General features: G+C 68.9%; 8 protein-coding genes and 1 tRNA gene. 4 read left to right on the top strand and 5 right to left on the bottom strand.

Annotation, left to right across the window (positions count from 1 at the left end):
* Window positions 1-382: 382 nt before the first annotated feature.
* Window positions 383-985 carry an NUDIX hydrolase gene (locus N5096_RS11200; RefSeq protein ID WP_267664765.1) on the bottom strand — a complete coding sequence of 201 codons (603 nt, stop codon included), beginning with the start codon at window positions 983-985 and terminating at the stop codon, window positions 383-385.
* Window positions 986-1,178: 193 nt separating this feature from the next.
* Between N5096_RS11200 and proS the strand changes: the two genes are divergently transcribed.
* The 3 genes from proS to N5096_RS11215 all read left to right on the top strand — a co-directional run bounded on the left by proS (window position 1,179) and on the right by N5096_RS11215 (window position 5,150).
* Entirely contained in the window at window positions 1,179-2,654 is a 1,476-nt protein-coding gene (gene proS / locus N5096_RS11205; RefSeq protein ID WP_267664766.1) for a proline--tRNA ligase, read from the top strand.
* 127 nt (window positions 2,655-2,781) lie between these two features.
* Window positions 2,782-3,816 (top strand): ICP22 family protein, encoded by a 1,035-nt coding sequence (locus N5096_RS11210; RefSeq protein ID WP_267664767.1) that lies wholly within the window; start codon window positions 2,782-2,784, stop codon window positions 3,814-3,816.
* Window positions 3,817-3,959: 143 nt separating this feature from the next.
* Complete coding sequence (locus tag N5096_RS11215; RefSeq protein ID WP_267664768.1) at window positions 3,960-5,150, top strand: helix-turn-helix transcriptional regulator; 1,191 nt, start codon at window positions 3,960-3,962, stop codon at window positions 5,148-5,150.
* Window positions 5,151-5,223: 73 nt separating this feature from the next.
* Here the strand turns inward: N5096_RS11215 and N5096_RS11220 are convergent, their stop codons facing one another.
* Window positions 5,224-5,355, bottom strand: coding sequence for a rubrerythrin-like domain-containing protein (locus tag N5096_RS11220; protein WP_267664769.1), 132 nt, complete (start codon window positions 5,353-5,355; stop codon window positions 5,224-5,226).
* Between the two features lie 216 nt (window positions 5,356-5,571).
* Between N5096_RS11220 and N5096_RS11225 the strand changes: the two genes are divergently transcribed.
* Complete coding sequence (locus tag N5096_RS11225; protein ID WP_267664771.1) at window positions 5,572-5,775, top strand: hypothetical protein; 204 nt, start codon at window positions 5,572-5,574, stop codon at window positions 5,773-5,775.
* Window positions 5,776-5,916: 141 nt separating this feature from the next.
* On the opposite strand, the gene N5096_RS11230 is transcribed toward N5096_RS11225, so the two are convergent.
* The 3 genes from N5096_RS11230 to N5096_RS11240 all read right to left on the bottom strand — a co-directional run bounded on the left by N5096_RS11230 (window position 5,917) and on the right by N5096_RS11240 (window position 7,190).
* Window positions 5,917-5,989 (bottom strand) — tRNA-Thr (locus N5096_RS11230).
* Between the two features lie 603 nt (window positions 5,990-6,592).
* Complete coding sequence (locus N5096_RS11235; protein ID WP_267664773.1) at window positions 6,593-6,982, bottom strand: peptide ABC transporter ATP-binding protein; 390 nt, start codon at window positions 6,980-6,982, stop codon at window positions 6,593-6,595.
* A complete protein-coding gene (locus N5096_RS11240) occupies window positions 6,969-7,190 on the bottom strand; it encodes a hypothetical protein (RefSeq protein WP_267664775.1) in 222 nt (73 codons plus the stop codon). The genes N5096_RS11235 and N5096_RS11240 overlap by 14 nt, the downstream gene beginning before the upstream one ends.
* Between the last annotated feature and the right edge of the window lie 117 nt (window positions 7,191-7,307).

The raw sequence follows: 7,307 nt of genomic DNA on the forward strand, positions 1-7,307 counted from the left end.
GGTGCGGGGTGGGACTCAAAGGGGCAGCCGCGAGGACGGCGCAGGCGATGCAAGCACTGGAAAGAGCGAGCAACGCGAGCGACTGAAGCGCGCAGCGAGCGTGCGCCGTCCACGCGACTGGGGCTTTGGCGGTGGTCACTGTCGATCCGTACTCAGCTATTTATAAATAAGCGGCTGGGGCTTTGGCGGTGGCCACTGTCGATCCGTACTCAGCTATTTATAAGTAAGCGGCTGGCGCTTTGGCGGTGGTCACTGTCGATCCGTACTCAGCTATTTATAAATAAGCGGCTGGGGCTTTGGCGGTGGTCACCGGCGATTCCTAACCAATTATTTATGAGCGGTCACCGAGACCCTCGAAAGCGGTCACCGCGCCGGCGACTATTTAACTAGGCAGTTCGGCGTCCGGCCCGACCTCCCGGTCGACCTCCTCCGGGGCGCGCCAGTCGGTCGTCCGCTCCAGCAGCTGGACGACCATCCGGCCCGTCACGCCCCAGACGGTGTAGCCGTCGACGTGGAAGAAGTGGACCCGGTGGTCGCCGTACTCCGGGTGGCCGACGCGGTACTCCGACTCGTAGTTCGCCGGGTCGGTCAGGTCGTTCACTGGGAGCACGGCCACCTCCGCGACCTCCGACTCGTCGGGGACGTACTCGCGGTCGGGCGCGACGGCGACGAACGGTCGGATCCGGTACGCGGAGGAGGTCCGCGTGTCGTCGAGCCGCCCGACGACGTCGACCTCGGCGGCGCGCATACCGACCTCCTCGTCGGCCTCGCGGAGCGCGGTGTCGGTGAGGGTCCGGTCGATGGGCTCGCGGCCGCCGCCGGGGAAGCTCATCTGGCCGGGGTGTTCACCGAGGTGAGCGGCGCGCTTGGTGAACAGCAGGTGGGCTTCGCCGCCGCGCTCGATGACGGGCGCGAGCACGGCCGCCTCGCGGCGCGCCCGAGTCACCTCCTCGGGCGTGTACCGACGCAGCCCCGTCAGGTCCATACCGGCCGTAGGCGTCCGGACGGGGTTAACGTTTCTCCGCGTTCCGGCGATCTGGAACGTGGGCCGGAGCCGGCGCGACCAGTGAGAGAGCGCCGGCCCGAAGTGGGGTGGACGCCGGCCGGAGAGCCGACGTTCGAGGCGCGCCCGCGGGGCTTCGGACGTTTTAAGCCCGGGACCCGCCCTTCACACGACAATGAGCGACGACGACCAGGAGCTCGGGATCACCGAGTCCAAGTCACACAACACCGGCGAGTGGTACGCCGAGGTCGTACAGAAGGCGGGGCTGGCGGACTACGGCCCCGACGGGATGAGCGGGTTCATCGTCACCCGACCGCGCGCGTACGGGGTCTGGGAGCGCCTGCAGGGGTTCCTCGACGCGAAGTTCAAGGACACCGGGGTCCAGAACGCCTACTTCCCCCTCTTCATCCCCGAGTCGTACCTCGAACGCGAGAAGGAGATCGTCGAGGGGTTCGACCCCGAGGTCGCGTGGGTGACCGAGGCGGGCAACACGGAGCTCGACGAGCGGCTCGCGGTCCGGCCCACCTCCGAGTCGATCATCACGCCGTACATCAGCCAGTGGGTCCGGAGCCACCGGGACCTCCCGCTGCGCGTGAACCAGTGGTGTTCCGTCGTGCGCTGGGAGGCGACGGAGACGAAGCCGTTCTTCCGCACGAAGGAGTTCCTGTGGCAGGAGGGCCACACCGCGCACGCCACCGCCGAAGACGCGTGGGAAGAGACGATGACGCGGCTCGACCAGTACGAGTCCGTCTACGAGGACCTGTTGGCGATGCCCGTCCTGAAGGGACAGAAGCCCGACCACGACACGTTCCCGGGCGCGGAGACGACGACGACCGTCGAGGCGCTGATGCCCGACGGGAAGTCGGTGCAGGCCGGCACCTCCCACCACCTCGGGCAGTCGTTCGCGGAGGCGTTCGACATCACGTTCTCCGACGAGGACGAGGAGGAGCGCACCGCACACACCACCTCCTGGGGGCTCTCGTGGCGCGCGCTCGGCGCGCTGATCATGACCCACTCCGACGAGCAGGGGCTCGTGCTCCCGCCGGGCGTCGCCCCCGAGCAGGTGGTCGTCGTCCCGATCTGGCAGGAGGACACCAAGGGGGACGTCCTCGACTACGCCGAGGGCGTCGCCGACGACCTCGACGACGCCGGCGTCCGCGTCGAGCTGGACGACCGCGACGAGCGCAACCCCGGCTTCAAGTTCAACGAACACGAGCTCAACGGGGTCCCGCTCCGGATCGAGATCGGTCCTCACGAGGTCGAAGACGGCGAGCTCACCCTCGTCCACCGTCCCGACGGGGAGAGCATCGTCGAGGAGCGGGACGGCGTCGCCGACACCGTCCGCGACCACTTCGACGAGATATACGCGAAGCTGTACGCGGCCGCCGAGGAGACGCTCGACGGCGAGGTCCGCGAGGCCGACGACCGTGCCGGGATCCTGGGCACGCTCGGGCAGCACGGCGGCTACGTGAAGACGCCGTGGTGCGGCGACGAGGCGTGTGAGGAGCCGATCAAGGAGCCGATGGCCGCGGAGATCGTGATGGTCCCGTTCGAGGAGGAGGACCCGCTCGTCGACGGCGACCACGGGGAGACGTGCGCGATCTGCGGCGAGGACGCCGAACGGACCGCCTACTTCGCGAAGTCGTACTGAGCCGACGCCGAGCGCGGGGGGACGCTCCCCGATCGGATCTGCCCCGCCGCAATCCCCCGTTTAATTCGCGTTGATCCGGCTTAACGGAGATCGGTTTATATGAGGATACGTCGCGTACCGTCAGGTAATGAATCGACGTATCGCCCTTGTCGCCGTCGCGGTGGGACTGGTCGGCGTCGCCGGGATCGTCGCGGCCGGACCCGCCGGGATGGTCGCGGCGCAGGACGACCCAGCGCCGACGAACGAGACCGACGAGAGCACCGAGGCGGCGAACGAGACCGACATCAGTCCCGGGGAGCGCTTCTCCGGGGTGATCGGAGTCCAGCGCGCCGAGATCGCGGGCGAGGTCGACTCGCGGGCGTTCGAGGTCGGACTGAATCGGACGGAGACCCCCGAAGAGCGGGCCGAGCTGGTCGCCGATCGACTGAACCGGACCGAAGAGCGGCTGGACGAGATCGAGCGACGCCAGCGGGAGCTCCGCGAGCGCCGGGACGCCGGCGAGCTGAGCCGGGGCGCGTTCGCCGCCCGAATGGCCGAGCTGGGCGCCCAAGCCGAGACGATCGAGCAGGGGACGAACCGGAGCGCCGAGGTCGCCCGCGAGCTCCCCGAATCGGCCAGGGCGGACCGCGGTCTCGACGAGGAGCGGCTCGGCGAGCTCCGCGAACGGGCGGGCGAGGCGAGCGGTCCGGAGGTGGCGGCCATCGCCCGCGGCGTCGCCGGTAACGACGTAGGCGGCCCGCTGGCGGCCGACCGGCGCGGCCCGCCGGGAGACGCGAGTTCCGGTAACAGCCCCGGGGCCAGGGCGGGTGACCGTGGGGGAGCGGGCGACGGCCCGCGCGGTGACGGTCCGGCCGTCGGGGGCAACGGAACGGACGGCAACGCCACGGACGCGAGCGACGGCGGGAACCGAGCCGACGCCACGAACGCGAGCGACGGCGGGGACCGAGCCGACGGCGGGGACCGAGCCGACGGCGCCGAGGGAGGGGACGACTCGTCCCCGCAGGACGACCAGTCCCCGCCCGCCGGTGATAACAGGGGCAACGGCAACGCGCCGGACGCCGGCGCCGTGAGCGCTGTCGACGTCGTCGCGGAGCGTCTCTCCGCACCAGTGACGGACGGTGCCGACCTCGTGCGGCGGGTCGTCGTCGGGATCGATGGATAGGCCGATGGCGGTCCGACCGTGCCGCGGAGCGACCGCGACTGGCCGGCGCGGGGGGCTCGCGGAGGAAGCGGGCGATCCGGCCGCGGCCCGACGTCGGTTGTGAGATGGGAAGCGATTTACCGGAGCCTCGTAACTACCCGGCTGTGCAGCGAACGGTGCTCCTTCTCGTCGTCGCCGCGGTCGTCGCCAGCGCCGGCCTCGCGTCGGTCGGCGCGGCACAGAGCGGCGCCGGGCTCCCGGCCGGCGGCTTCGACCAGATGGACGTCAGCCCCGACGACATCCTGATCGAGGCGAGCGTCCAGCCCGACGGCGACGCGGTCTGGGAGACACAGTACCGGATCCGCCTCGCGAGCGACGACGAGGAGCAGGCCTTCGAGGAGCTCCGCGCGGACGTGGAGTCGGACCCCGACGCGTACACGAGTCGGTTCGGCGATCGGATGCGCGCGACGGCGGACGCCGCCGAGAACGCGACGGGCCGCGAGATGGGCGTCACGAACGTCACCGTGACGGCCGAGCGCCGCGAGCTCCCGCAGTCGTACGGCGTCCTGACGTACCGGTTCGAGTGGAGCAACTTCGCGGCCGTCGAGGACGACCGGCTCCGCGTCGGCGACGCGGTCGACGCGCTGTTCCTGGACGAGACCACGTCGCTGATCGTCTCCTGGCCCGACGGCTACCGGCTCGGCGAGGCGTCCCCGTCGCCGACGGAGACCCGCGAGTCCGCCGTGGTCTGGGAAGGCCCGGTCGACTTCACCGAGGGAGAGCCGCGCGTGACGATCGAGCCGGACGGGCTCGCCGCCGGACCCCTCCTGTTCGTCGGTCTCGGACTGCTCGCAGCGATCGTCGCCGCGATCGTTTACCGCCGTCGACCGTGGGACAGGTCGGTCCCGGGAGAGACGCCGCCGGCGACCCCGGAGGCGACGAAATCCGACGAGGCCGCCGCGACGGGGGGCGCGGCCGCCGGCGACGGAGCTGGGGACGAACCCGGCGGGACGGACGACGGCGCGTCGACTACCGAGGGGAGCGAGCCGGAGGACGACGCGGACGAGAGTCCCGACGAGGGCGCCCCGCCGGTCGACGAGGACCTGTTGAGCAACGAGGAGCAGGTGATACGGCTCGTCGAGGGGAACGGTGGGCGGATGAAACAGCAGCGGGTCGCCGAGGAGCTCGACTGGACCGCCGCCAAGACGAGTCAGGTCGTGACGGGGCTCCGCGACGAGGGCGACCTGGACGGATTCCGGCTCGGCCGCGAGAACGTGCTCTCGCTGCCCGAGTACGACGCGGCGGCCGAGGGCGACGCCGACGCCGGAGACGGGGCAGACGACGACACCGAGTGACGGCCGCGGCGCTCGCGCACCGCTACCGCCCCGCGAGACGGACCGGTCGACCCGTTCTCTCGCCCGGCCTCCGTCACAGGTCTCGCGACCGACCGAGGTGTCGGAGCTCGCCGCCGCAGTCGCAGGTCCCGCCGGACTCCATTCGCGCCCCGCATTCGAAACACTCGTACAATTCCCGTCCGTGACTGTCTGATTCCGGTCGCATAACGAGCTATTCGGTACCGAGTGTCATAGTTTCCGCCCTATTATTGTTTATACACTACAGCACCATTCCCGAAAACGGATGGACGAACGATCGAATCTCGGACGAAACGGTGGCCACAGAGCGGAGCGAGACCGCGGTGAGATCGATGGGATCGGCGAATCGAAGGGCCGGACCCGAATCCCGGTCCTTTTTCACCGGAATCGACGTACGTGAGGTATGGATATCGGTTTCGACTTCGGGGCGAACGCACCGACGGGCGTCTTCGCCCTCCACGCCGCAGCCGCCGCGTTCTTCCTGTACATCGGGGTTGAGAACGCGGCCGCCGGTGAATCGCTCGGGCTCGCGTTGAACGCCCTCATCGGCGCCATGCTCGTCGCCGCCGGCGTCGTCGTGGCCCGGATCACCGCGCGACGGGCCTGAATCGCGATTTTTCGCCGCTCTTCGACCCCCCGTCGTTTCGTCAGGAGAAGGCGAAGCGGAGACTGCAGACTAGGGTTTTCCGCTTCCTTCCTGATTCAAATCGTCGCGCAGCTGCTTGATTCCGTGTCGTTCCGTTAGAAGAGCCGGAGGAGGGATTTGAACCCTCGGCCTATTCCTTACGAAGGAATCGCTCTGCCAGCTGAGCTACTCCGGCGCGCGTCTACCAATTCCCGAACGAGAAAATAAGGGTTCCGAAACGGTGACGGCAGCGGGGGCGACGTCTGAACTCATCGGATCGCGCGCCTCGATCCCATTATTTTCATTCGTTTCATTATTTTCGCTACACTGTTCGGATACGAGTATTCTCTCGGTTCTTATTACAGGAATATAAGGAAAAAGCATAAATACTTGTTCTGACTTCCGTCGAGTGTGGTCGCACCGATCGCGTGCCGCGACGGCGGGGATCGACTCCCTCGACGGTGCGTGCCCGGTCGAAGCCCGTGCCGGGCGTCGGTAGTCCCGTCGGTCGCACCCCCCACGGCGACTCGACGTGGCGGTCACCACTATCAGCGATCCACCGCGGCCGTCGTGTGACCCACGTCTCCGACGTGCCAAGCGCAAAATCGCCTCTGGTCTCGGCGGTCCACCGGCCGCGGCCTCTTGTCATGTGACGGGCCGTGCCGTCCCAGCCCGCGCGTTTCCGGGTGGGGCGGCGGTCAGGCTGTCGATCCGTACACCCGATCCCGTCGGCGGTCGCCGGCGGGAGCGTCGCTCGGCGAGCCACTGCGCTCGTCTGACGGCGACTCTGAAAAAACGGTCAGGCGAAGCGTCGTCGCAGCGCGCCCGCGACCGCCGAGAGGCCGCTCGCGCCGGCTCCCAGGGCGCCCCCGATCCGCACCTCCGCCGGCGCGACGCCGAGTTCGCTGGCGAGGCGTCCGGAGCGGGCGTCGGCGCCGATGACGGCGACCGTTCGACCGCGAACGCGAACCTCGGTGGTGAGGTCGGTCGCGGTCAACAGCGCCGTCAGGCCGCTGGCGTCGCCGTCTCTCGGCAGGCCCCGAGCGACGCGGACCGCGTCGCGGACGGTCGGCACCTCGACGAACAGACGGTCGCCCGTCGAGCGGACCTCGAGGTCGACGCCGTCGACGGTGAGCGTCAGGTCATCCGTGACGACCGAGAGCGGCGCTCTCGGGTTACTCCCGTTCACGGGTCGTGACCCGAACGGTGCCGTCGAGCTGCCAGTTGGCGTGCTCGACGTCGTCGCCGGTGCCGCTCGGGACGTCGACGCTCATCTCCTCGAACTCGTAGACGATCTCCGCGTTGCGGCCGGTCAGCCGGTCGTAGAGACCGATGGCGAGATCGGGCCATGTCGTCGTCTCGTCGATTTGCTCTTCGGGATCTGCGGTGTCGCTCATGCGAGACGGTATGGTCCCCAACGGTATAAACGCATTTGCTGACTGAAAGACGGTGTTCAGATAAGGATTGAAAGGTGAGGCGGTGCGTTTTCAAAGTGATCTATGCCCGAAAACGAC

Origin of the sequence: Halorubrum yunnanense (assembly GCF_026586675.1) — an archaeon.
GTDB classification, from domain to species: domain Archaea; phylum Halobacteriota; class Halobacteria; order Halobacteriales; family Haloferacaceae; genus Halorubrum; species Halorubrum yunnanense.